Genomic DNA, 22,770 nt, shown 5'->3' with positions numbered 1-22,770 from the left:
AGGAGCCCCCGTGACTGAAACCTCTCGCGTGCGGATCGTCGAATCCGCAGATGTGTCCCCTGACGCCGTCATCGGCGACGGCTCTGCCGTCTGGCACCTCGCGCAGGTGCGCGAGGGCGTGCGGATGGGGGAGAACTGCATCGTCGGACGCGGCGCCTACATCGGCACCGGCGTCGAGATGGGCGACAACTGCAAGGTGCAGAACTACGCCCTCGTCTACGAACCCGCGAAGCTCGGCGACGGCGTGTTCATCGGACCCGCCGTGGTGCTCACCAACGACACCTACCCGCGGGCGATCAACCCCGACGGATCGATCAAGAGCGCACACGACTGGGAGCCGGTCGGCGTGACCATCGAGACGGGTGCGTCCATCGGCGCCAGAGCGACGTGCGTCGCTCCGGTGACGATCGGTGCCTGGGCGACGGTCGCCGCCGGTGCGGTGGTCGTCAAGGATGTCCCGGCATACGCGCTCGTCGTCGGCGTGCCGGCGCGGCGCATCGGATGGGTGGGCGAAGCAGGGATCCCGCTGAAGCCCGCCGACGACGCAGACATCTGGGTCTGCCCGAGCACCGGCGACAGATACATCGAATCAGAAGGCACATTGAGCAAGGAGACCGTGTGAGCGAGTTCATTCCCCCCGCGAAGCCCATCATCGGCGACGAAGAGCGGGAGGCCGTCGACCGAGTCCTGCGCAGCGGCATGGTCGCTCAGGGCCCCGAGGTCGCCGCGTTCGAGCAGGAGTTCTCGGCGCACTTCGTGCCCGGTCGCCCCTCCGTCGCGGTGAACTCCGGCACCGCGGGCCTGCACCTCGGCCTGCTGGCGGCCGGCGTCGGTGCCGGTGACGAGGTCATCGTGCCGTCGTTCACGTTCGCCGCCACGGGGAACTCCGTCGCCCTCACCGGTGGTACGCCGGTCTTCGTCGACATCGAGCCCGACACGTTCTCGCTCGACCCCGAGGCGGTCGCGGCCGCGATCACACCGAAGACCAAGGGCATCCTCCCCGTGCACCTGTACGGCCACCCGGCCCGCATGCGGGAGCTGGAGGCCCTCGCCGCCGAGCGCGGGATCGCGCTGTACGAGGACGCGGCTCAGGCCCACGGCGCCTCGCTCGACGGACGCCCGGTGGGCTCGTTCGGCGACTTCGCCATGTTCAGCCTCTACCCGACGAAGAACATGACCAGCGGCGAGGGGGGCATGGTCACCACGGCGACCGACGAACTCGCACGCCAGGTGAAGCTCCTGCGCAACCAGGGCATGGAGCGTCAGTACGAGAACGAGGTCATCGGCTTCAACGCCCGCATGACGGACATCCACGCCGCGATCGGACGCGTGCAGCTGACCAAGGTCGATGCCTGGACGAAGACCCGGCAGTCCAACGCCGCGTTCCTCGACGCCAATCTCGAGGGCGTCATCGTGCCTCCGGTCGCGGACGGCGCCGTGCACGTCTACCACCAGTACACGATCCGTGTTCCCGAGGACCGCGACGGTTTCGTCGCCGCGCTCAAGAACGAATACAACGTCGGCGCCGGGGTCTATTACCCGATCCCGAACCACCGGCTGCCTTCCCTGACGCACTTCGCTCCGGGGCTCGACCTGCCGGAGACCGAACGCGCCGCCCGCGAGGTGGCCTCCCTGCCGGTCCACCCGTCGCTGACCCAGGACGATCTCGAACGCATCGTCGCCGCCGTCAACGCGATCGCAAAGGCGGGTGCGTGATGACTCTGCGCGCTGGCCTGCTCGGCGTGGGGATGATGGGGCGTCACCACGCACGCGTCCTCCGGGAGATCGACGGCGTCGAACTGGTGGCGATCGCCGATCCCGGGGGCGACCCGCACGGCGTCGCCGGAGATCTCCAGATCCTCCCCGACATCGAAGCACTGATCGCCACGGGCATCGACATCGCCGTGGTCGCGGTCCCGACGCGATTCCATGAGGATGCAGCCCTGAAGCTGGCCGCCGCGGGTGTGCACACCCTGGTGGAGAAGCCGATCGCGCACAGCGTCGAGGCCGGCCAGCGCATGGTCGACGCCTTCGCATCAGCCGGTCTCGTGGGGGCCGTCGGTCACATAGAGCGTTTCAACCCCGCTGTCCAGGAACTCCGGCGCCGCATCGAAGCCGGCGAACTCGGAGCCGTGTACCAGGTCGTCACGCGCCGGCAGGGGCCGTTCCCCTCGCGCATCGCCGACGTCGGTGTCGCGAAGGACCTGGCATCGCACGACGTCGACCTCACGGCGTGGGTCGTGCAGAGCGACTACGAGCGCATCTTCGCGCAGACGGCGTTCAAGAGCGGCCGCGAGCATGAAGACATGATCACCATCACAGGACGCACGGCGTCGGGCGTCATCGTCAACAACATCGTGAACTGGCTGAGCCCGATGAAGGAGCGGCTGACGGTCGTGACGGGGGAGAAGGGTGCGTTCCTCGCCGACACGTCCACCGGCGACCTGACCTTCTACGCGAACGGCACGATCCCGCTGGAGTGGGAGTCCGTCTCGTCGTTCCGCGGGGTCTCCGAAGGCGATGTCACCCGTTTCGCCTTCGCGAAGCGCGAACCGCTGCGCGTCGAGCACGAGGCGTTCCGCGACGCCGTCCTCGGCCAGCGCACCGACGTGGTCACCATGGAGCAGGGCCTTCGCACGCTGGTGGTCGTCGAAGCCGCACTCGAGTCCGCACGTGACGGCGACTCCGTGAGGCTGTGAGTCGTCGAACCATGGCTCAGGGCCAGACGCCTTCCGATCCGGTGACACGATGAGCGGTTCCTTCGTGCGTCGGAGCGCCGGTCGCGTCCTCGACGCGCTTCCGGAGGGCATCCGGCTCCGCATCGCCGGTTCTCGCTACGGGTTCGACGCCGCAGACGTCCCCGCACCGGTGGTCGCCCCCGACGGTGACGTCCGGCTGTACATCGCGCCGGTGAACTTCGCGGGGCAGGCGTTCCGGTGGGCGCGAGCCGCCGAGCTCCTCCCCGGGGTGGGCGCGGTGAACATGCAGTACCGCAATCCGACCGGCGACTTCGGGTTCCCTGCCGACTACGCCCTGCCCACGGCCGTGTTCCTGAAGAGCCGGCGGTGGCAGCGCGCGCAGTTCGACGCCGTCGTGAATGGGTTCTCCCACGTGCTGGTGGAAGCGGTTCGTCCGATCTTCGGCGAACTCTTCGACGGTGACGTCCGGCAGGAGGTCGCCGCGATGAAGGACGCCGGCCTGCAGGTGGGGCTGATCGCCCACGGCACCGACGTGCGGGTCCCGAGCGTGCACCGTTCCGACAACCCCTACTCTCCCTTTCACGGCGCCGAGTGGGATCAGACGCCCCTGCTGGAGCAGAGCGCTCAGGTCCGCAGCGCACTCGCGTCTTCGCTGGCCCTGCCGACGTTCTACTCGACGGCCACCCTGGCGCGGCACCTGCCCGCCGCCAGCTGGCTCCCGGTCGTGGTGGATCCCGACCGCTGGGCGAGCACCGAGCCTCCGATGACCCGCGCGAAGCCGGTCGTCATGCACGTGCCCAGCAGCGGAATCGTCAAAGGCACGGCGGCCGTGCGCGAAGCAGCTGCCCGCCTCGAGGCCGAAGGGCTGATCGAGTACCGGGAGGCGCACGCGGTGCCGGCGGACGAGATGCCTGATCTGTACCGTTCGGCGGACATCGTCATCGACGCCCTGCGCATGGGCAACTACGGCGTCGCGGCCGTCGAGGCCATGGCGGCCGGGCGCGTCGTGGTGACCTACCTCACCGATCTCGCGGTGAGTGAGGCCGAGGAGGCCGGCGCTGTTCCGCCGTGCGTCTTCGCGAACCCCGACACACTCGAAGACGCCCTGCGCGAGATCTGCGCGGATCCCGAGAGTTTCCGTACGCTCGCCGCACGAGGTCCCGCGTTCGTGCGCCGAGTCCATGACGGGCGGCGCTCGGCGCTCGCTCTCGCCGGTTTCCTCGGCGTGACCGCTCCCTGGAGCGAGGAAGTCCTATGAAAGCGATCTTCTCCACCTATCGCGACATCATGCCGAATCTCCCCGACTCGGCTCGTCGCTACATCAACACCTTCGTCCTCCTCTCCGCACTGCTGGCCGCGCTCGATGTCGCGGCGCTCATGATCCTCGCCGTCTCCCTTTCGTCCATGCTCGCCGGGACTCCGGTGCAGCTGCCGGTGGTCGGGGCCATCGGACCCGACGGCTACATCTGGATCATCGTGTTCGTCTCCGGACTCATCATCCTGAAGTCGACGGCGTCGCTGATCATGCAGTGGTTCGCGACCAGACGGCTCGCCAGTTTCGAGCTCGAGATCGGCGATCAGCTCTTCCAGAGCTATATCCACGCGCCGTGGATCGACAGGCTCCAGCGGAACACGACGCATCTCGTCCGTCTCGCGGACGTCGGGATCGCCAACGTCACGTCGGGCTTCCTGCTGCCGTTCATGAGTCTGCCCGCTCTGCTCACGACGTCGCTTCTCGTGGTGGTGGTCATCGTCATCATGCAGCCGCTGACCGCGCTCGTGACCGTCTGTTATCTCGGACTCATCGCGCTGCTGCTGTACGTGGTGCTCTCGCGCCGCACAGTCACGGCCGGTCGGGTGAACCGCGACTACTCTTTCCGGGTCGCCGCGCTGATGACGGACATGGTGTCCGCCCTCAAGGAGATCACGCTGCGCAACAAGTCCGATGAGGTCGCTCGCGTCGTCCAGGCGGATCGCAGCGTGTCGGCCAAGGCACGGGCGAATCTGAACTTCCTCTCCTCGGTGCCGCGCTTCGTCCTGGACGCCGGCATCGTGGGCGGTTTCCTGCTCGTCGGCGGTGCGGCGATGCTCTTCTCGGGATTCGAGGCCGCCGTCTCGGCCATCGCCCTCTTCGGCGTCGCCGGGTTCCGTCTCGTCCCCTCGCTGACCGGATTCCAGTCGCTCGTCTCGATGATGACCGCGAACATCCCCCATGTGGAGGCCGTGCTGCGCGACATCGAGTCGTCGCGGCGCTACCGCGACAATTCCGAGCACATCGGGCACGATCCCATCGTCGGGACTCCTACCGAGCTGAACTTCCACGGTGCGGGGTTCACCTTCCCCAACGCGCCCCGGCCGGCCCTCGCCGACGTGACCGGATCGATTCCGTTCGGCACCAGGGTCGGGATCGTCGGGGCCTCCGGGGCCGGGAAGTCGACACTCGTCGATCTGCTTCTCGGACTCCTCACCCCGACGGCAGGACACATCGCGCTGGGGGACCAGGACCTCACCGATGTCATGGCCGCGTGGCGCGGGCGCGTGGGATACGTCCCACAGGACGTGGCGCTCTTCGACGCCACGATCGCACAGAACGTCGCCCTGACCTGGACGGATGACTTCGACGAGACCCGCGTGCGCGAAGCGCTGCGCAAGGCGCAGCTGCTCGACGTCGTCGAAGCCAGAGCGGACGGCATCCACGGACGCGTGGGCGACCGAGGGCTCCAGCTCTCCGGCGGTCAGCGCCAGCGTCTCGGGATCGCGCGCGCCCTCTACGCAGAGCCGCTCGTGCTCGTCCTCGACGAGGCCACGAGTGCGCTCGACACGCGAACGGAGGCTGCGGTGACGGCCTCCATCGATGCGCTCGGCGCAGAGATCACCGTTATCTCGGTCGCGCACCGGCTGTCGACGATCCGGCATTCGGATCAGGTGTGGTTCCTCCGGGACGGAGAGGTCCGCGCCCGCGGCACCTTCGCAGAGGTCATCGCGCAGGAGCCCGAGTTCGCCCATCAGGCTGCGCTGGCCGGTCTGACGAAAGACCCGACGGATGACTAAGCCGCGTCTGCTGCTGATCTCGTTCTCGCCGATCGTCTCCGATGCGCGCGTGCTCAAGCAGGTCGTCGCCTTCCGCGACGACTTCGAGCTCACCACAGTCGGGTACGGTCCCGCACCCGAGGGGGTGGCCGCCCACTGGGAGGTGCCGCGGTCTGCCGACTACCAGGACTACAACGGGCGTCTGATCACGCTCCACGCCTACCGCGCCGTCTACTGGCGGATCTCGGCGGTCAAGTGGGTCCGCGAGCATCTTCCCCGCGGTGAGTACGACATCATCCTCGCGAACGAACCCGAAGCGGTCGGCGTCGCGCAGTGGCTCCGTCCGCGCCTCGGCATCCATGCCGACCTCCACGAGTACACCCCGCGTCTGAACGAGGAGCATGCGGCGTGGGCTCGGCGCATCAAGCCGTATCACGAGTGGATCTGCCGGACGTATGTGTCGAAGGCCGCGAGTTGGACGACGGTGAGCAACGGCCTGATCCGTGAGTACGAGAAGGAGTTCGGCTTCCGTCCGGAGCTCGTCACGAATGCCGCCCCCTTCGCGGACCTGACTCCGACTCCGGTCGCGGGGCCGTTGCGCCTGGTGCACAGTGGTGCGTGTCTGCGTAACCGCAACCTCGACGAGATGATCCAGGCGGTCGAGGCGTCCAGTGCGGATGCGACCCTGGATCTGTATCTGACCCCCAACCACCCGGACTACCTCGAGGAGCTGCGCGCTCTCACCGAGGGGAGCCCGCGGGTCAGAATCCTCGATCCCGTGCCGTATGCGGACCTGATCCGCACGATCAACGCCTATGACGTCGGCATCCACCTGCTTCCGCCGACGAACTTCAACAACACGTGGGCCCTGCCGAACAAGATCTTCGACTATGTGCAGGCCCGTCTCGGCGTCCTGATCGGCCCATCGCCCGAGATGCGCGAGTACGTGGAACGGTACGGCTTCGGCGCGGTCGCCGACGGCTTCGACGCCGCCGACCTCACTCGCACGATCGATGCGCTGACCGTCGAAGACGTTCGCCGGTACAAGGAGCGTGCGCACGCCAGCGCCCACGCCTTGGGTGCGCAGGAGCAGGTCCAGGTCTGGCGGCGCAGCCTCGATGCGATCGCCGGGCGCGAGGGAAGCTGAGATGCGGATCCTCATCGTCACCCCGTGGTATCCCACCGTCGAGAACCCGCAGACCGGCGTCTTCGTGCAACGCGACGTCGAGACTCTCCGCCGGTCCCACGAGGTGTCGGTGCTGCACCTGAGCACGTCGACCGATCGACCGCTCGACGGTGCGGCCGTCGAACGCATCCCGTATGCCGCGGCGTCGCTCCGGGGGATCCGTCGCGCGCGTCGAGCCATCCGAGAACGTGCCGCCGGTGTCGACATCGTGCACAGCCACGCGATCTCCGCGCTGCCTGCCGTGCCACGAACGCTGTCTGTTCCGTGGGTGCACACGGAGCACTGGTCCGGCCTGCTCAGCCCGCGTACCGCGCCTCTCCCGGTGCGCGTGGTCGGCGGCTGGATGGCGCGACTGCTTCAGCATCCAGCCGTGGTGATCGCTGTCAGCGAGCAGCTCGCCACCGCTGTCCGCCGCACGCGCACGGGCCCGACGGTCGTCGTACCGAACGCGGTGTCAGCGCCGGTGGCGCAGCCACGCGACATCACCGACCTGGTGATCGTCGGGGTCGGTGGGCTCATCGGACGCAAGCGCCCCGTGCTCGCCGTCGAAACCGTCGCGGCGTTGGTGGGACGAGGCCGGGACCCCCGTCTCATCTGGGCAGGCGACGGCCCCGAGCGCGATCGTGTGCTCGCGCGTGCGTCCGAACTGGGGGTTCGAGACCGGGTGGAGCTACGGGGCAACGTCGATCCCGCCGAGATCTCGGGCCTGCTCGGCTCGGCTCGCGTCTTCCTCCTTCCGACGGAAGGGGAGACCTTCGGAGTGGCGATCGCAGAAGCGCTCCGTCATGGACTCCCCGTCGTCGTCGGCGATGAAGGTGGCCACACCGAGTTCGTCCGCGCCGAGGACGGGGCACTCGTCGGCACGACGGACGCGACGGACTGGGCGGCCGCCGTCGAAGACGTTCTGGATCGAGACCGCGATGAGATCCGCCGCAGTGCAGAGCTCCGCTTCTCGGACGACGCGCGCCGTGCCGCCTTCGACGCCGTGTATGAGACGGCGCTGGACAGGAAGGGACAAAGATGAAGCTGCTCGTCCTCTCGTTCTCCCGAATCGAGTCGGACCCTCGGGTGCGGCGTCAGATCGAGCTCTTCCAAGACGACTGGGAGATCGTCACCTGCGGCTATGGGCCCAAGCCCGAGGGAAGCGTCGAGCACTTCGAGATCCCGGAAGAGCTCGCGGTCTGGCGTTATCCCCGCGCGGCGATGATCGCCCGACAGTACCGCCGCGCGTACTGGGGAAACCGTGCCCTGGCGTGGGCGCGTGACCATCTCGCCGGCCACCGATTCGACGTGATCCTCGCCAACGAGGTGGAGTCCGCCGGTGTGGCCGCCGGCCTCGCGCCGACCAAGGGCTTCCACGTCGATCTGCACGAGTACGCGCCCACGTTGCACACGGAGAAGTTGACCTTCCGGCTCTTCGTCGCCCCGTTCCTGCGCTGGCAGCTGCGGAAGTTCGTCTCGAAGGCATCCTCCACCACGACCGTCGGCCGAGCGATCGCGGACCGCTATCGACGCGAGTTCGCCTTCGACACGAAGCTCGTGATGAACGCGCCCGCCTACTCGGAGCGCGAACCTCACCCGACGACGTCGCCGATCCGGGTCGTCCACGCCGGTGCGGCGCTGCGGAATCGCGGACTCGGCACGCTCATCGAGGCGATGGAGCGCACCTCCGCGGATGTCACGCTCGACCTGTATCTCCCGCCGAACGATCCGGCGTATCTGGAAGAGCTCCGGGCGGCGGCAGCACGGGTGCCGACGGTCCGGATGCATGACCCGGTACCGTTCGACTCGCTGATCGACACCCTCGCCGGTTACGACGTCGGCATCCACATCCTCGCGCCCACCAACTACAACAACGCGTATGCCATGCCGAACAAGTTCTTCGAGTACGTGCAGGCCCGGCTCGGGCTCGTGATCGGACCGTCGCCGGAGATGGCCGCGACGCTGACGCGCCACGGACTGGGTGTCGTCTCCGACGACTTCTCCGCCGACGCCGTGGCGCGTGCGCTCGATGCACTCACCCCGCAGGGGGTCGACGGATTCAAGGCGGCGGCGGCCGACGCGGCACGCGAGCTGTCCGCAGAAGCGCAGATGCCGGTGTGGAAGAGCGCCATCGACACGATCGCGGGCCGATGACGATGGCCACGCCCGCACAGGTCGACGTGCTCGTTCCGGTGCACTCCGCATCGCGGCCGGTGCGCAGACTCGCACAGAGCGTCCTCGAGCACACGAACGTGCCGGTGCGTCTTCTCGTCGTGGCGCACAACATCGAGGAGCATCGCATCCGAGCGGCGCTCGGGCCGTATGCCGAGGACGCCAGGGTCGAAGTCGTCGGGTTCCGTGACGGGATCCCGTCGCCGGCCGGACCGATGAACTTCGCCCTCGACCGGGTGAGGGCTCCGTGGTTCACGAAGATCGACTCCGACGATCGACTCAGTCCTGGCGCCCTGGACGGCTGGGTCCGTCGTGCCGAGGAAAGAGGAGCGGACGCTGTGCTGCCGGCGATGCTGATCCCCGCGGTCGGGGAGGGGTTCCCCACGCCACCGCGCCGTCCCGGCCGTGTCGTCTTGGACCCGGTGCGTGACCGTCTGAGCTATCGCACGAGCACGATGGGACTCTTCTCCGCCGCCCTCCGTGAACACGCACGCCCCGTGGAGGGGCTGGAGACGGGGGAGGACATCGCCCCCAGCATCCGGTTGTGGTTCGGTGCGCGCACGGTGGTCGCCGCGGCTGACGGCGACGCGTACCTCGTCGGCGACGATGCTGTCGACCGTGTCACGGAATCCGCTCGAACTCTCGCGACCGAGCTCGCCTTCGCGCCGCTGCTCGTCGCCGAGGACACGTGGGGCGGTCTCGGTGAGATGGCCCGAGCAGCTGTGACCCGCAAACTCATCCGCGTGCACGTGCTCGGGGCGCTGGGCCGACGTGAGCTGGACGCCACCGCCGTGAGCGATGCGGCGTCCGCGCTGGAGACGCTGCTGAGGTCGGCGCCCTCGGCGCTGAGCTCGCTCTCGCGCCTCGACGGCGAGCTCATCGATCGGCTCCGGGCGAACGCCCCGGTCGAAGACGTCGCCACGCTCGTCGAACGGCGGCGACGGTATGCGCAGCCCCGCGCGATGCTCACGCCCTCGCTGCACCGCACGCTCGACCGTGACGCCCCGCTGCGCTTCCTCTCGGCCTCGCTCCTCGCACAGCGCCGGGCACGACGGGCGGCGCGCGCCGCATAGGATCGTAGGGTGAAGATCCTCAGCGTCGTCGGCGCCCGCCCGCAGTTCGTCAAGCTCGCCCCCATCGACCGCGCCGCGCGTGAGGCCGGAGTGGAACACGTCATCGTGCACACCGGTCAGCACTACGACCCGATGCTCTCGGACATCTTCTTCTCCGAGCTCGGCATCTCCAGCCCCGACGTGCACCTCGGTGTCGGCTCGGGGAGTCACGGTGTGCAGACCGGCGCGATGCTGGGACAGCTCGATGCCGTCTTCGACGCCCACGCACCGGACTGGGTGCTGGTCTACGGCGACACGAACTCGACGGTGGCGGCCGCCTTGAGCGCCGTCAAGATGCACATTCCCGTCGCGCACCTGGAGGCCGGCCTGCGGTCGTTCAACCGTCGCATGCCCGAGGAGCACAACCGCGTGCTCACCGATCACGCGGCCGACATCCTGCTCGCGCCGACCGAGGTCGCCATGGCGCACCTCGCCGATGAGGGGCTCGAGGCCCGTTCCGTCCTCGTCGGCGACGTGATGACGGACGTCCTCTACTCGACCAGGGACGAGCTCTCGGGCGAGCCCTCCGTGCTCATCGACGAGCTGGGGCTCACTCCCGGCGAGTTCCAGGTCGCGACCATCCACCGCGCCGAGAACACCGACGACCCGGTACGCCTCGCGCAGATCATCGAGGCGCTGGGCGCGCTGGCCACTCCGACCGTCCTGCTCGCCCACCCGCGGCTGGTCGCCAAGGCGGCGGAAGCCGACATCGATCTCGAGCAGGGCAACCTGCGCGTGCACCGACCCCTCGCATACCGGGATCTCATCGCCGCGGTGCTCAGCAGCGGACACGTCGTCACCGATTCGGGCGGGCTGCAGAAGGAAGCCTTCCTGCTGCGGGTGCCGTGCACGACGGTGCGCACCGAGACCGAGTGGGTCGAAACCGTGCAGCTCGGCTGGAACGCCCTGGTCTCAGACCCGTCGGTCCTGGCCGAGACCGTCGCACGTCCTGCCCCGTCGCCGACCGACGAGGCTCCCTACGGAGACGGCTCCGCGGCGCGGCGCGTCGTCGAGGTGCTGTCCGCCGGCTGAGGCCCGTCGTCCGGCTGGGACACGTTTTCCGGCTCGGCCGACGCCTCCGACTCGCGTGCCACGGGATCGGAGTCATCGCGCGCGCCCGGAAGGCCGGTCGGATTGGTCCGTGACCGCTGCACCCAGGTCACGGTCGCGCTGACGAGCATCCCGGCGGCGAGAAGCCAGAAGATCAGTCCGGGAGTCGCGTACCGGAACTGCGTGGGCGTGCCGTTCGTGATGTTGTAGATCGCCGTGGCGGCGATGGCACCGAGCAGCAGATGCGACTCCACGCGCCGCCAGAAGATGATCATCCCGGCGACCGCGAGGCAGATCAGCACGAGCAGTGAACGGTCGCCTCGCAGCATCGTCACGACATCGGCTCTGACGATGTCGAACGCCATGCGCGGAACGTTGAGGAGGGCTTCGCCGAGCGAACTCGCCCCGGCCTGCATGAGGAACTGGTCCAGCTGCGAGAACGACGGGAAGATGAGCGATTGCAGGACCTGGCAGCCGATCGTCGCCGCGCCCACGATGATCGCGGGGAGCATCATGCGGCTGTTGCGACGCTCGATCAGTGAGCCGATGACCCAGGCCGCGATGAAAGCGCCGGCCATGATGAGGGTCGCCTGGCGCGTGAAGGCCGAGAGCACCGTGACCGCGCCGATCGCTATCAGCATCCAGGGGCGGGGCTTTTCCAGCCAACGCCACGCGAGCAGCAGTGCGACGGCCGTGAACAGCGCCGAGAGGCCCTCGGTGAGCATCCCGGTTCCGATGGAGACGAGGAACATCGACGTGTTCAGGAGGAGGCCGATGAGGAGCGCGACGAGCGTGCCGAAGCGACGACGGAGCATGATCACCGCGATGACCATGAGCGCTGCCGTCGCCAGCAGGGGGATGACGGCGAGGCCGGCTGGACCGAAGAGCGCGATGAACGGGGCGCTGAGTGTCGGAAGGACCACGCGCGGCTGCACCAGGCCCCATCCGAAGAGATCCTCCACCGGGGGGACGTCGATGTTGCGCGGGCCCGCGTAGTCCACGGTGAGCTGCCGGGCCGTCTCGGGATCGTTGCCGAGGAAGAGATAGGCCATGGCGAGGTAGTAGCGCGAGTCCGGATAGAACATCCGGTACCACCTCACATACGTGGCGTACGTGAGGAGGAACGTCGATGCGAGGATCGTCCACAGGAGGAGCGTGCTGCGGTGGCGCAGAAACCAGGTGCGCGCGGGAGAGTGTGCCATGGCGATATCACGCTAGCACGGAGGTTTCGCGGTGGCGGCTCGGCGGTTTCGATGCGCGGGTCGTGGACGGGATAGCGTACGGGGGTGACATCGCTTCCAGGTACCCTCACTCACCGACGCTGGGGACTCGACATCCTCCGCATCGTGGCGATCATCGGCGTGGTGAGCATCCACACGTTCGGAGCGCTGCGCTCCTCTCCTGAGCTGGAGGGATCCCGCTCCTGGTGGGTGGCGGTCGCGCTGAACGCCGGATTCATCTGGGCGGTCCCGGTCTTCGTCATGATCAGCGGCGCCCTCCTGCTCGACCCGCGGCCGCATGCCGCCGGCCCCGCCGCGTTCTATCGTCAGCGTCTGATGCGGCTCGCGCCGGCCTTCATCTTCTGGCAGGTCTTCTATCTGATCGTCGTGCGGCAGTGGATGAGCGGGCTCGACGAGAGCGCGGCGACGATGCTCGCGCTCGTCCTGCGCGGGCAGCCGTACACTCACCTCTACTTCCTCTGGCTCATCGTCGGTCTCTACGCCATCGCACCGGTTCTCGCCCCGTTCCTCAGAGAGGGGGGACGTCGGCGCGCGCTCGTTCTCGGCGGGGTCCTCATCCTGGTCACGGTCGCGACGTACTCGACGTCAGCGCTGCTGGCGTGGGCGGGGAGCCCGTCGCCCATCATCCTGAGCGCGCTCACGCAGTGGCTGCCCTACGTCGGCTACTTCGTCGCGGGCTACGCGTTGCGTGATCTCCGACTGACCGGTGCGCGCATGTGGGCGTGCGGCGCGATCGCGGCGGCGGCCATCGCGTGGACGATCCTTCAGGCGGGTTCCGTCGATCCCGCGTCGCTGCTCGCAGCGCTGCTTCCGCAGAGCTATCTCGGCCCCGTCACGGTCGTGATCGCCCTCACTCTCTTCGTCTTCGTCAACAGTCTCTTCTCCGGGGACGTCGGCACCGGTGCGGGGCGGGTCATCCGGACGCTGTCGGAAGCGACCTTCGGGGTCTACCTCGTGCATTTCGCGCTCCTGATCGCCGTGCGGTCGGTGCCCTGGTTCGCCGACGCGGCGACCACGTCCGTCGTGTCGGCCGTTCTGGTCTGGCTCATCGTGGTGGTGCTGTCGTTCGCACTGGTCGTGCCGTTGCGTCTCGTGCCGGTGATCGGGCGCATCTTCTGACCGCGGTCACACGGCGGCGGGGGAGCTCTGGGGCACCCACGGGCCCGTAGACTGGACCCCATGCGTATCGCCGTCGTGGCCCTCGGAAAGATCGGGCTCCCCCTCGCCGTCCAGTTCGCCTCATCCGGCCATGACGTCATCGGAGTCGACGTCAACCAGAAGGCTGTCGACACCATCAACGCCGGGCGCGAGCCCTTCCCCGGCGAGGCGCACCTCCAGGAGCGACTCGCCGAGCTCATCCCCGCCGGTCGTCTGCGTGCGACGACCGACTACGCCGAGGCGATTCCCGGCGCGGATGCCGTCGTGCTGGTGGCGCCGGTCTTCGTGAACGACGAGACCTGGGAACCGGACTTCAAGTACATGGACGCTGCCACCGCGTCGCTCGCCGAGCACCTGACGCCGGGAACCCTCGTGTCCTACGAGACCACCCTGCCCGTGGGGACGACGCGCAGCCGCTGGAAGCCGATGCTGGAAGAGGGATCGGGCCTCACGGAGGGCGAGGACTTCTTCCTCGCCTATTCGCCGGAGCGCGTGCTCACCGGGCGCGTCTTCGAAGACCTCCGCAAGTACCCGAAGCTCATCGGCGCGCTCTCCGCCGAGGGGAACCGCCGTGCGCGCGAGTTCTACGAGGCCGTCCTCCAGTTCGACGAGCGCACCGACCTGCCCCGCCCCAACGGTGTCTGGGATCTCGGGAGCACCGAGGCCTCCGAGATGGCGAAGCTCGCCGAGACCACCTACCGTGACGTGAACATCGGTCTCGCCAATCAGTTCGGCCTCTTCGCGGCATCGCACGGCATCGACGTCTACAAGGTCATCGAAGCCTGCAACTCTCAGCCCTACAGCCACATCCACCGGCCTGGCATCGCCGTCGGCGGACACTGCATCCCCGTCTACCCGCGGCTCTACCTGGCGACCGACCCCGACGCGGACATCGTGCGGGTCGCCCGCCAGCTCAACGCGTCGATGCCGGAGCGTCTGGTGGCGCAGGCAGAGGGCATCCTCGGCTCCCTCTCCGGGCAGCGCGCGGTCGTCTTGGGTGCCGCCTACCGCGGAGGCGTCAAGGAGACGGCCTTCTCGGGAGTCTTCCCCACGGTGAAGGCGCTGCGCGATCGTGGTGCCGAGGTGCGGGTGCACGATCCGCTCTACACTGACGAGGAACTGCGCGGTCTCGGCTTCGAGCCCTACGAGATCGGCGACGAGGTCGACCTCGCGATCCTGCAGACCGACCACGCCGACTACCGCGAGCTCGCTCCCGCCCAGCTGCCCGGAGTCAAGCTGCTCGTCGATGGACGCGCCGCTACCGACGCCGAGCGATGGACGGGCACGCCCCGCATCGTGGTCGGTACGGCGGCCTAGCGCTGCGAGGAAGAGCGGGCGGCCGACATCTGTCGGCCGCCCGCTCTTTCATTCTCTGGCGTCGAACGGCGAGTACGTCGGCGTCGAGGGCGTCGCCTGGATGTCGAGCTGCAGCGCGCTGATCAGCATCTGCGTCCCGATCATGAGCGGGAGCGCCGCGAGCATGACGGTGGCGGCGGTCGCCACCACGGAGCTCGCGATCTGGAACATCACCCAGACCGCGATGCCGAGCCCGACGATGAACAGCAACAGGCCCATGAACAGCAGAAGCGCGATCGGAGAGAAGGACCACAGCACGTAGCGGTACCAGATCCGCGACCAGTAGCCGACCGTCAGCCGGTGCAGAAGCTCGGGGACGACCTTGCTCAGGCGGATGCTGGAAACCTCGTCGCCGTAGACCGCGGGAATGGGCACGTCGGTCGCCGGCACCTGGAGGATGTTCAGGTGGATGAGCAGATCGTTCTCGAAGCTGTAGCGCTTCGCAACGCGCTCGAGCGGCACCCGTGCGAGGGCCTCGGTGCGGATCGCCGTGTATCCGTTCTGCGGATCGAAGAGGTTCCAGTAGCCGGACGCCAGCTTCGTGAAGAAGGAGAGCACGACGTTGCCGAACACCCGGTACCCCGGCATGCCACGGAACGATTCGGGGGAGTAGAAGCGGTTGGCCTTGGCGAACCCGAAGCCCCCGTCCGTGACCTTGTCCAGCAGCGTGGGCAGGTAGTCGGGGTCCATCTGCGCATCGCCTGCCATCACGACGTTGACGTCCGCGCCGAGGTCCATCGCGGTCCGATGCGCGGTGATGATCGCGCCGCCGACGCCCTGGTTCTCCTCGTGGCGGATCAGCGTCACACGGGGATCTTCGATGCCGCGGACGACGTCGCTGGTCCCGTCGGGGCTGCAGTCGTCGACGATCACGATGTGATCGACGTAGTCCGGCATCGTCTGGATGACCTTCGCGATCATCTTCTCTTCTTTGTACGCGGGGACGACGGCCGCGATGACCGCATTCTTATACATCCGAACTCCGAGCCGGTGGATTGGTGAACACCCAGTAACGATAGGCGAAGTAGTTCCAGACGGTGGTCGCGACCACGGCGAGCACCTTGCCGACGAACCATCCGCCGCCGAGCGAGTCTACGAACCACACGATCGCCGTCGTCGCGATCGTGTTGAAGATCACGAGTGCGGTGTAGCGGGCGACGCTGGGCACGACCTTCGAATCGGAGGCGAACGCGACCACCCGCTGCAGCGTGTAGGTGACCGCGAACGATGCGAGGAAGGCGACGGGGGTGGCGATGGCGAGCGGCACACCGAGGAGGTCGTGAGCGACCCAGAGCAATCCGGCATCGACCAGGAAGCAGAATCCGCCGATGACGAGGTAGCGAACCGCGCTGTGGCCCCAGATGCGGCGCACGGCACCGCCGACTCGATTCGGCATGGTTACAGTCTCTCAGACGACACGCGCAGGTTCGGGCAGCCGCCGCCGATACGATTGGTGCATGGATCTTCTCGTCGTCGGGTCGGGTTTCTTCGGCCTCACCATCGCTGAGCGCGCCGCCGAAGCCGGCCGCAAGGTAACCGTCATCGACCGCCGCCCGCACATCGGCGGCAACGCCTACAGCGAGGCGGAGCCCGAGACCGGCATCGAGGTGCACCGCTACGGTGCGCACCTCTTCCACACCTCGAACGCGACGGTGTGGGAGTACGTCAACCGCTTCACCAGCTTCACGAACTACGTCCACCGCGTCTACACGACGCACAAGGGCACGGTCTTCCCCATGCCGGTGAACCTCGGCACGATCAACCAGTTCTTCCAGTCGGCCTACACGCCCGATCAGGCGCGTGCACTGGTCAAGGAGCAGGCGGGCGAGTTCGATGCCAAGACGGCCGCGAACTTCGAGGAGAAGGGCATCGCCCTCGTCGGACGCCCCCTCTTCGAGGCCTTCTTCCGTGACTACACGGCGAAGCAGTGGCAGACCGACCCGCAGAAGCTTTCGGGCGACATCATCAGCCGCCTTCCCGTGCGCTACACGTACGACAACCGCTATTTCAACGACACCTGGGAGGGCCTTCCCACCGACGGGTACACCGCGTGGCTGGAGCGGATGGCGGATCACCCGAACATCGAGGTCAAGCTCGGCGTCGACTACTTCGACGATGCACAGCCGCTCAGCAAGAAGGCGACCGTCGGTCAGCTCCCGGTCGTCTACACCGGACCTGTCGACCGCTACTTCGAGTACACCGAGGGCGCGCTCAGCTGGCGCACGCTCGACTTCGAGCAGGAAGTGCTGAACGTCGGCGACTTCCAGGGCACGAGCGTCATGAACTACCCGGACATGGATGTGCCCTACACCCGCATCCACGAGTTCAAGCACTTCCACCCGGAGCGCAAGGACGTGTACGACTCGGACAAGACGGTGATCATGCGCGAGTTCTCGCGCTTCGCCGAGCGCGAAGACGAGCCCTACTACCCGGTGAACACCCCGACCGACCGCGATGGCCTGCTGGCCTACCGCGAACTCGCCAAGGGGGAGAAGGACGTCCACTTCGGCGGCCGACTGGGTACGTACCAGTACCTCGACATGCACATGGCCATCGGCTCGGCGCTGTCGCTCTGGAACAACACTCTCTCCTAGACTCGACATCGTGAGTCACGCTGCTGTCGGGGCGCCCGGGACGCCCCGGCGCTATCTGCATTCGCTGTGGCTGCTGTCGGCCCGCGACCTGAAGGTCCGCTACTCGACGAGCTTCCTCGGCTACCTCTGGTCCGTGCTGGATCCACTCGTGATGAGTGCGATCTACTGGTTCGTCTTCACGCAGATCTTCCAGCGCGACGTCGGTGAAGAGCCGTACATCATCTTCCTGATCAGTGCGCTGCTTCCGTGGGTGTGGTTCAACGCCTCCGTGTCGGACTTCACCCGCGCTTTCAAGAAGGATGCCCGACTCGTCAGGTCGACCTCGATCCCGCGTTCGATCTGGGTGAATCGGATCGTGCTCAGCAAGGGCATCGAGTACCTGTTCTCGTTGCCGGTCCTCGTGCTGTTCATCGTCGTGAACCTGGTCGTGGAGCTCGATCCGAATCAGACGGTGCACATCGGCTGGGGAATCCTCTGGTTGCCGGTGGCAGTGCTGCTGCAGACGATCCTCCTGATCGGACTGGGGCTCCTGGTGGCGCCGCTCTGCGTGCTCTTCGTCGATCTCGAGCGCACGACCGCGCTGATCCTGCGCGCGATGTTCTACGCGACACCGATCATCTACAACGTGACCGATCTTCCCGGCATCTTCCAGACCCTCGGCGCATTCAACCCGCTCGCGGGCATCTTCATGCTCTACCGGATGCCCTTCTTCCCCGACCAGTGGAACCTGTTCACGCTGACGATCAGCGTCCTGATGACTCTTCTGATCCTCGCGCTCGGCATCTGGACCTTCCGGAGCCTCGAACGACCCGTGCTGAAGGAGCTGTGATGTCCGCGGCGATCGAAGTGCAGAATCTGGGCGTTCATTTCCGTCGGAACAGGCGGGGCAGCCGGAGCTTCAAGGATCTCTTCGCTGGAGCCTCGCGGCGCTCTCGTCCCGGCGAGTTCTGGGCGCTGCGCAACGTGTCGTTCTCGGTGCAGCCGGGGGAGTCGATCGGGGTCGTCGGGCGCAACGGGCAGGGCAAGTCCACGCTTCTCCGCCTGGTCGCCAAGGTTCTCCTCCCCGACGAGGGGACGGTCACGGTGAACGGGGGCGTCGCCCCCCTGATCGAGATCACCGGTGGCTTCGTGGGAGACCTCACGGTGCGGGAGAACGTGCGCTTGACCTCCGGTCTGCACGGGATGTCACGCGAGGAGGTCTCGCGCCGTTACGACGGCATCATCGAGTTCGCCGAGCTCGCCGGGTTCGAGGACACGCCCTACAAGCACCTCTCGAACGGGATGAAGGTCCGGCTGGCATTCGCCGTCGTGTCCCAGCTCGATGAGCCGATCCTGCTGGTCGACGAGGTGCTCGCCGTCGGCGACAAGGCTTTCCGTGACAAGTGCTACAAGCGCATCGACGAACTGCTCGCCGAGGGGCGAACCCTGTTCTTCGTCAGTCACAACGAACGCGACCTCCGACGGTTCTGCACTCGCGGGCTCTACCTCGACAAGGGCGCGCTGGCGCTCGATGCGCCGATCGCCGAAGTGCTCGACCGCTACAACGCCGACTACGCGGTCTAGCGGCAACTCGACGAGCTGACCGGCGGTCCGCTCAGAGTCCCACCAAGCTCCGCAAGGCGTTGACGGACTTCCGCGCCGCGTCGACGGCCGCGGGAACCCCGGAATCGTTCGTGATCGCTGCCTGGAGCTGCGTGAGACGCTGGGCGTAGTCCGTCACGCCGTCGTACCACTTCGTGGCGATGGACGAGGGCGCCTGCGCGTCCGACAGCCGCTGCGCGTCCTGCTGCAGGGTGTCGACGACGGGAAGGGCGTCCTGCCCGCTCGCACCGGCGATGATGTCGAGCCCGCGGGGCGCGGAGTTCAGCCACCCGCTCACCTGTCCGCGGAACACCTCGACGGTGGGATCGGTCGCGGGCGGAGGAGTGAGGGCCGGTGTCGGCTCCGGCTCGGGAGCAGCGGTGGGCGTCGGTGTGGGCGTCGGTGTCGGCGTCGGTGTCGACGTGGGAGTGGCGGATGCGGTCGGCGTCGGCGATGCGGACTCCGACGGCTCGGGGGAGTCGCCCCGCGGAAGGAGGAAGAAGAGCAGCAGGCCCACGATCGCGAGAGCGGCAACGGAAAGGCCGACGATGAGCCAAACCCGTCCGGTCCTCTTCGGCTGAGGGGGTAGGGGTGCCCAGCTCAGGTCCGGCTGCGATTCGTCCACCGTCACGCCTCCAGGGGTGGCATCGGCTGCCAGCTGCGATCCCGGCCGGCCTTCCCGCCGTCGCGGATGCCGCGGAAGAGGTTGCTCGTGCCGCGCACGGTCCGCTCGACGAACACGAGCCGGATGAGTTCCTTGAAGAACGTCGCCGCGGTACCGAGGCCGAAGAGCACCGGGTTGTAGACGCCGTGGACGCGGTAGTACTGCTTGATGAATCCGCGGTTGCGCATGATGTAGTAGCGGTACGCGTTGCTGGACGCGTTCATGTGGCGGATACCCATGTCCCACTGCTTGATCTCACGGGTGCGCCGCAGCACGAACTCGTCGACGATCACCGCGGTCGTCAGGCGAGAAGCCAGCCACCCGTACATCTGGTCGTCCCAGTAGATGAAGAACCGCGGGTCGGGCAGACCGATCTGCTGCACGATCGAGCGATGGATGAACATGCCCTCGAAGCAGCCGCTGTTCATCTCCTTGTAGCCCGTCTCGTCGAAGCCGGACGGGGCGAACGGAATGGGGATGCCCATGCGCTCGGCGATGCGGTACTGCCAATAGAACTCGCTGCCGTCGTAGTCGAAGCGGCGTCCCTGGATGCTCTTGAACCTGCTGCTCCAGGCGCCCATCTTCGCGAGTCCCTCGGTGAGGACCTCGACATCGTCGTCCATCATCCAGATCCACTCGGAGCCGAGCTCGTACGCGGTGCGCATGCCTTCACTGAAGCCACCGGAGCCGCCGGTGTTCTTCTCGAGCCGTCGGTACACGATCTCGGTGCCGATGTCCTCTCGGAACGACTCGACGACGTCGGTGGTGTCGTCTGCCGAGGCGTTATCGATGATGACGACGTGGCCGGGCTTGGGGTCCATCGCGGTGATGCTCGTGAGCAGACCCGAGAGCAGGTGAGAGCGGTTGAAGGTGACGATGACGATCGTCGCGGCCGTGGGGTCGAATGCAGCGGGCGCCGCGGTCATGCCTTCTCCTCGAAGATCTGCTGCCAGGACTGGGGTGACACGAGATCGGGCAGCGCCTCGCGGTACTGCTTCTGCAGGTCCGGCCAGCGCCGGCGGAGTTCAGCATGCAGACGCACCGTGTCGCGCAGCATCCGTCGGTACTTCGCGCGATCACGCGTGTAGATGTTCTTGCCGGAGCCGTCGGCGGCACTCACCAGCGCGCTGTCGAACGCCGGGACGCGCCACCAGTGCGCATCCTCCTTGCCGAACTCCACCTCGGGCTGCGCGATGTTCGCCGCGTTCGGACGGTGGAGGAAGTGCGACGTCAGCGTGGAGAGGGTGAACAGCCGCAGCCGCATCCCCTTCGGGCTGTCCAGGTCGTTCTTCGGGAGCTGCTTGTACACCTGGCGGCCGCGACGCGCATGCAGCACGGCGGACGGGTCGCGGTGCACGACCGTCTCCGGATAGTCGGCGGCGAGGGCACGGGCTGCGGGCATGGCCGTCGCCAGGTTGCGACGCATGTGCTCGGGCCCGGACAGCACATCGCGCAGCGCCTGCGCACGCAGCGCCACGGGGTAGTACTGCATCATCATGAGGTGCTTGAGGTCGACGCGGCGGCTGTGGACGAGCAGTCGACCACCCCTCGGCGCGTTCGAGTGTAGGAGCCCTGCCACGATGCGGTTCCGGGCGTGGAAATACGCCTGCCAGTCGATCGTGTCATCCTTGTTGACCCAGGAGACATGCCACAGCGCGACGCCCGGCATGGACACGGTCGGGAAGCCGGCCTCGCCGGCGCGGAGGCAGAACTCGGCGTCATCCCACTTGATGAATGCGGGCAGCGAAAGACCGACCTTGCGGATCGCGTCGAGGGGGATGAGGCACATCCACCAGCCGTTGTAGTCGGCGTCCATGCGCATGTGCAGGAGCGTGGACTGTCGCAGGTTCGAGACGCCGAAGTCGTGCGGCATCTTCTCCTGGTACAGGTTGCGCCACATGAACGGATGCTCGTCGACGACCTCGGCCCAGCCGTGCAGCTTCGGGCGGTCGAGCAGGTCGAACATATGACCGCCGACCAGGACCGGGGTCGTCGCGTACTGACCGAAGACGATGGATCGGCGCAGCGACTCCGGTTCGAGCCGCACATCGTCGTCGAGAAGCTGCACGAAGTCGCTCTCCGGACGCTGGAGCGTCTCGTGCATCGCGCGGGCGAACCCGCCGGATCCGCCCAGGTTGTCCTGACGGATGACCTGGAGGGTCTCGCCGAGGCTCGCGGCGACGTCGTCGTAGCCCTCTTGATCCGCGACGAGCTGCGTCCCCTGATCGATCAGGAAGATGCGGTCCACGAACTCCAGCGCGTCCGGCGACGCGGCGAGTGCCCGCAGGGTCTCGACGCAGTAATCGGGCTTGTTGTAGGTCGTGATGCCGAGCGAGGCCTTGCCGGTGCGCTTCGGCTCCTGGTCGGTCGTCCATTCCGCACCCTCGAGCACGGCGGGCTTCTCGTCGGCGACGATGTCGAACCAGATCCAGCCGCCGTCGCTGTACTGCGTGAGCTCGAGGTCGAACGACGTCGAGGCCTCGCCCGTCACCTCGCGCGTGGCCACGCGCTGGCGGACCCCGGATCCGTTGGAGCGGTACACCAGGATCGTCGCCGGTCCGGTCGTGCGCACGGTCAGGCGCACCTGTCGGACGCTCGTCCAGTGCTGCCAGTACGACGCGGGGAAGGCGTTGAAATACGTGCCCATCGACACGCGCCGCCCGGCAACGATCCGCGCGCGATGCCGACCGAGGATGTTCCCGAGGTGCGCGCGGTTCGAGACGCGGACCGGTTCGTCCTCGATCACGGACCAGGTCTCCGGGTCGGCGTAGAGCGGAAGAAGGTCGGGGTCGCGATCAAGTGGGAAGACGACGTTCTGAAGGACGTGGGCCACTGGCAGGTTCTCCGATGTTGGTGCCGCAGGCCACTGTCAGGGGACAGTGCGGGACTCGACGAGCAGTGAGTAGCCTACCGTCGATGACCTTCGCATCTGCGGAGAGTCGCCC

21 protein-coding genes are annotated in these 22,770 nt (G+C 67.4%); 15 read left to right on the top strand and 6 right to left on the bottom strand.

Translation table 11 applies throughout. The features are described from left to right. Positions 1-10 precede the first annotated feature (10 nt). From BQ2383_RS11745 to wecB, 10 genes are read left to right on the top strand one after another with little or no spacing between them, the layout of a single operon-like run. Positions 11-622, top strand: a complete 612-nt coding sequence (locus BQ2383_RS11745; RefSeq protein ID WP_036303408.1) for an acyltransferase — start codon at positions 11-13, stop codon at positions 620-622. Beyond that, a complete protein-coding gene (locus BQ2383_RS11740) occupies positions 619-1,716 on the top strand; it encodes a DegT/DnrJ/EryC1/StrS family aminotransferase (RefSeq protein WP_091034020.1) in 1,098 nt (365 codons plus the stop codon). Before BQ2383_RS11745 ends, BQ2383_RS11740 begins: the two co-directional genes overlap by 4 nt. Further along, on the top strand, positions 1,713-2,699 hold the full coding sequence (locus BQ2383_RS11735) for a Gfo/Idh/MocA family protein (RefSeq protein ID WP_208617662.1): 987 nt from the start codon (positions 1,713-1,715) through the stop codon (positions 2,697-2,699). The genes BQ2383_RS11740 and BQ2383_RS11735 overlap by 4 nt, the downstream gene beginning before the upstream one ends. Before the next feature lie 49 nt (positions 2,700-2,748). Beyond that, positions 2,749-3,957, top strand: a complete 1,209-nt coding sequence (locus tag BQ2383_RS11730; protein WP_091034015.1) for a glycosyltransferase — start codon at positions 2,749-2,751, stop codon at positions 3,955-3,957. Beyond that, the gene (locus BQ2383_RS11725; RefSeq protein ID WP_091034012.1) at positions 3,954-5,750 is read left to right on the top strand and encodes an ABC transporter ATP-binding protein; all 1,797 of its coding nucleotides are present in this window, start codon (positions 3,954-3,956) and stop codon (positions 5,748-5,750) included. Before BQ2383_RS11730 ends, BQ2383_RS11725 begins: the two co-directional genes overlap by 4 nt. Next, the gene (locus BQ2383_RS11720; RefSeq protein WP_091034009.1) at positions 5,743-6,876 is read left to right on the top strand and encodes a hypothetical protein; all 1,134 of its coding nucleotides are present in this window, start codon (positions 5,743-5,745) and stop codon (positions 6,874-6,876) included. Before BQ2383_RS11725 ends, BQ2383_RS11720 begins: the two co-directional genes overlap by 8 nt. Before the next feature lies 1 nt (position 6,877). After that, positions 6,878-7,939, top strand: coding sequence for a glycosyltransferase (locus tag BQ2383_RS11715; protein ID WP_167381612.1), 1,062 nt, complete (start codon positions 6,878-6,880; stop codon positions 7,937-7,939). After that, complete coding sequence (locus BQ2383_RS11710) at positions 7,936-9,051, top strand: hypothetical protein (RefSeq protein ID WP_091034004.1); 1,116 nt, start codon at positions 7,936-7,938, stop codon at positions 9,049-9,051. Before BQ2383_RS11715 ends, BQ2383_RS11710 begins: the two co-directional genes overlap by 4 nt. Continuing rightward, positions 9,048-10,142 carry a glycosyltransferase family A protein gene (locus BQ2383_RS11705; protein WP_091034001.1) on the top strand — a complete coding sequence of 365 codons (1,095 nt, stop codon included), beginning with the start codon at positions 9,048-9,050 and terminating at the stop codon, positions 10,140-10,142. Before BQ2383_RS11710 ends, BQ2383_RS11705 begins: the two co-directional genes overlap by 4 nt. A gap of 9 nt (positions 10,143-10,151) precedes the next feature. Further along, positions 10,152-11,213, top strand: coding sequence for a non-hydrolyzing UDP-N-acetylglucosamine 2-epimerase (wecB, locus tag BQ2383_RS11700; protein WP_091033999.1), 1,062 nt, complete (start codon positions 10,152-10,154; stop codon positions 11,211-11,213). Here the strand turns inward: wecB and BQ2383_RS11695 are convergent. Continuing rightward, the gene (locus BQ2383_RS11695; RefSeq protein ID WP_091033997.1) at positions 11,159-12,433 is read right to left on the bottom strand and encodes an ArnT family glycosyltransferase; all 1,275 of its coding nucleotides are present in this window, start codon (positions 12,431-12,433) and stop codon (positions 11,159-11,161) included. The genes wecB and BQ2383_RS11695 overlap by 55 nt on opposite strands. Before the next feature lie 84 nt (positions 12,434-12,517). On the opposite strand from BQ2383_RS11695, the gene BQ2383_RS11690 reads away from it, so the two are divergent. After that, a complete protein-coding gene (locus tag BQ2383_RS11690; protein WP_091033994.1) occupies positions 12,518-13,591 on the top strand; it encodes an acyltransferase in 1,074 nt (357 codons plus the stop codon). Between the two features lie 60 nt (positions 13,592-13,651). Next, on the top strand, positions 13,652-14,947 hold the full coding sequence (locus BQ2383_RS11685) for a nucleotide sugar dehydrogenase (RefSeq protein WP_091033992.1): 1,296 nt from the start codon (positions 13,652-13,654) through the stop codon (positions 14,945-14,947). 48 nt (positions 14,948-14,995) lie between these two features. On the opposite strand, the gene BQ2383_RS11680 is transcribed toward BQ2383_RS11685, so the two are convergent. Both BQ2383_RS11680 and BQ2383_RS11675 read right to left on the bottom strand, forming a co-directional pair. Continuing rightward, complete coding sequence (locus tag BQ2383_RS11680; protein WP_091033989.1) at positions 14,996-15,961, bottom strand: glycosyltransferase family 2 protein; 966 nt, start codon at positions 15,959-15,961, stop codon at positions 14,996-14,998. Next, positions 15,954-16,382, bottom strand: coding sequence for a GtrA family protein (locus BQ2383_RS11675; protein WP_091033986.1), 429 nt, complete (start codon positions 16,380-16,382; stop codon positions 15,954-15,956). Before BQ2383_RS11675 ends, BQ2383_RS11680 begins: the two co-directional genes overlap by 8 nt. A 61-nt stretch (positions 16,383-16,443) precedes the next feature. Between BQ2383_RS11675 and glf the strand changes: the two genes are divergently transcribed. The 3 genes from glf to BQ2383_RS11660 are packed head-to-tail and all read left to right on the top strand — an operon-like array spanning position 16,444 to position 19,143. Then, on the top strand, positions 16,444-17,580 hold the full coding sequence (gene glf / locus BQ2383_RS11670) for a UDP-galactopyranose mutase (protein ID WP_091033984.1): 1,137 nt from the start codon (positions 16,444-16,446) through the stop codon (positions 17,578-17,580). Between the two features lie 10 nt (positions 17,581-17,590). Then, positions 17,591-18,409, top strand: coding sequence for an ABC transporter permease (locus BQ2383_RS11665; RefSeq protein WP_091033981.1), 819 nt, complete (start codon positions 17,591-17,593; stop codon positions 18,407-18,409). Next, on the top strand, positions 18,409-19,143 hold the full coding sequence (locus BQ2383_RS11660; RefSeq protein ID WP_091033979.1) for an ABC transporter ATP-binding protein: 735 nt from the start codon (positions 18,409-18,411) through the stop codon (positions 19,141-19,143). The genes BQ2383_RS11665 and BQ2383_RS11660 overlap by 1 nt, the downstream gene beginning before the upstream one ends. A gap of 31 nt (positions 19,144-19,174) precedes the next feature. On the opposite strand, the gene BQ2383_RS19375 is transcribed toward BQ2383_RS11660, so the two are convergent. The 3 genes from BQ2383_RS19375 to BQ2383_RS11645 are packed head-to-tail and all read right to left on the bottom strand — an operon-like array spanning position 19,175 to position 22,658. Next, a complete protein-coding gene (locus BQ2383_RS19375) occupies positions 19,175-19,786 on the bottom strand; it encodes a hypothetical protein (protein WP_244176000.1) in 612 nt (203 codons plus the stop codon). A 2-nt stretch (positions 19,787-19,788) separates the two neighbouring features. Next, positions 19,789-20,751, bottom strand: a complete 963-nt coding sequence (locus BQ2383_RS11650; RefSeq protein ID WP_091033974.1) for a glycosyltransferase — start codon at positions 20,749-20,751, stop codon at positions 19,789-19,791. Next, a complete protein-coding gene (locus tag BQ2383_RS11645) occupies positions 20,748-22,658 on the bottom strand; it encodes a glycosyltransferase (protein ID WP_091033972.1) in 1,911 nt (636 codons plus the stop codon). Before BQ2383_RS11645 ends, BQ2383_RS11650 begins: the two co-directional genes overlap by 4 nt. Positions 22,659-22,770: the final 112 nt, after the last annotated feature.

Origin of the sequence: Microbacterium oxydans (genome assembly GCF_900095745.1) — a bacterium.
Taxonomy (GTDB): Bacteria; Actinomycetota; Actinomycetes; order Actinomycetales; family Microbacteriaceae; genus Microbacterium; species Microbacterium oxydans_B.
This window is presented reverse-complemented; position numbering and strand designations above follow the sequence as displayed.

What these genes read in the sequence shown, in the direction of transcription:
- BQ2383_RS11730 (WP_091034015.1), top strand. Translation starts at nt 2,749, where the DNA reads ATGAGCGGTTCCTTCGTGCGTCGGAGCGCCGGTCGCGTCCTCGACGCG.
- BQ2383_RS11725 (WP_091034012.1), top strand. Translation starts at nt 3,954, where the DNA reads ATGAAAGCGATCTTCTCCACCTATCGCGACATCATGCCGAATCTCCCC.
- BQ2383_RS11720 (WP_091034009.1), top strand. Translation starts at nt 5,743, where the DNA reads ATGACTAAGCCGCGTCTGCTGCTGATCTCGTTCTCGCCGATCGTCTCC.
- BQ2383_RS11715 (WP_167381612.1), top strand. Translation starts at nt 6,878, where the DNA reads ATGCGGATCCTCATCGTCACCCCGTGGTATCCCACCGTCGAGAACCCG.
- BQ2383_RS11710 (WP_091034004.1), top strand. Translation starts at nt 7,936, where the DNA reads ATGAAGCTGCTCGTCCTCTCGTTCTCCCGAATCGAGTCGGACCCTCGG.
- BQ2383_RS11705 (WP_091034001.1), top strand. Translation starts at nt 9,048, where the DNA reads ATGACGATGGCCACGCCCGCACAGGTCGACGTGCTCGTTCCGGTGCAC.
- BQ2383_RS11695 (WP_091033997.1), bottom strand. Translation starts at nt 12,433, where the DNA reads ATGGCACACTCTCCCGCGCGCACCTGGTTTCTGCGCCACCGCAGCACG.
- BQ2383_RS11685 (WP_091033992.1), top strand. Translation starts at nt 13,652, where the DNA reads ATGCGTATCGCCGTCGTGGCCCTCGGAAAGATCGGGCTCCCCCTCGCC.
- BQ2383_RS11680 (WP_091033989.1), bottom strand. Translation starts at nt 15,961, where the DNA reads ATGTATAAGAATGCGGTCATCGCGGCCGTCGTCCCCGCGTACAAAGAA.
- BQ2383_RS11675 (WP_091033986.1), bottom strand. Translation starts at nt 16,382, where the DNA reads ATGCCGAATCGAGTCGGCGGTGCCGTGCGCCGCATCTGGGGCCACAGC.
- glf (WP_091033984.1), top strand. Translation starts at nt 16,444, where the DNA reads ATGGATCTTCTCGTCGTCGGGTCGGGTTTCTTCGGCCTCACCATCGCT.
- BQ2383_RS11660 (WP_091033979.1), top strand. Translation starts at nt 18,409, where the DNA reads ATGTCCGCGGCGATCGAAGTGCAGAATCTGGGCGTTCATTTCCGTCGG.
- BQ2383_RS11650 (WP_091033974.1), bottom strand. Translation starts at nt 20,751, where the DNA reads ATGACCGCGGCGCCCGCTGCATTCGACCCCACGGCCGCGACGATCGTC.